The sequence below is a fragment of the Macromonas nakdongensis genome (genome assembly GCF_002837145.1).
GTDB lineage: Bacteria > Pseudomonadota > Gammaproteobacteria > Burkholderiales > Burkholderiaceae_C > Macromonas_B > Macromonas_B nakdongensis.
This window is the reverse complement of sequence record NZ_NWMV01000126.1, coordinates 1-702: the sequence shown is the minus strand read 5'-3', so window position 1 is coordinate 702 and position 702 is coordinate 1. Positions and strand designations below refer to the sequence as shown.

Here is a 702-nt window from a genome sequence, read left to right as displayed (position 1 = left end):
CCGCCAGCAGGGCCAGCAGGCTGGATTTGCCGACCCCGTCGGGGCCGATCAGGCCGACCATGCGGCCGGCGGGGATGTCCAGCGTCACCCCGTCCAGGGCCGTGGTGGCTTTGTAGCGCAGCCCCACGCCCTGGAGCCGAGCCACGGGCTCGGGCGGTGGGCGTTGCGCGGAGGTCATGGCTGTGTCGGCAGGGCCAGGTGCTCGGGCCAGGGGGCTTGTGGGTCCAGCTTGAGCCAGGCCACGCCCGGCAGACCGGTTTTCACCTGGTCGCGGTGGCGGCGCAGCAGTTCGGGGTCCACCTGGGCGCGCACGCGGAACATCAGCTTCTGGCGTTCGCTCGCGGTTTCCACCGTTTTCGGAGTGAACTGCGCCGTGCTGGCCACGAAGGACACTTTGGCCGGCACCACGAAGTGGGGGGCGGCGTCGAGCACGATGCGCACCTCGCTGCCCAGGGCCACGCGCCCGGCCACCGTTTCCGGCAGGAAGAAGGTCATGTACACGTCGGACAGGTCGATCAGGTTCAGCACCCGTCCGCCCCCGGCCACGATCTCGCCGGGGTGCGCTATGACGAACTGCACCCGGCCTTCGCGCGGGGCCTTCAACTCGCTGTCGGCCAGGTCCACCTCGATGCGGTGCCGTGTGGCGGTCAGGGCCTGCACATTGGCCTGGGCGGCCGCCACCTGGGTCTGGGCCGCGGCCAC

General features: G+C 71.2%; 2 protein-coding genes. Both read right to left on the bottom strand.

All coding sequences use genetic code 11. The annotated features are described in order from the left end of the window. The coding region (locus tag CON77_RS15645) for an ATP-binding cassette domain-containing protein (protein WP_232788551.1) at positions 1 to 178 on the bottom strand (178 nt) is incomplete at its 3' end. Further along, positions 175 to 702: HlyD family secretion protein (locus tag CON77_RS13865; protein ID WP_232788550.1), on the bottom strand; the 528-nt coding region annotated here is incomplete at its 5' end. The genes CON77_RS15645 and CON77_RS13865, both read right to left, overlap by 4 nt.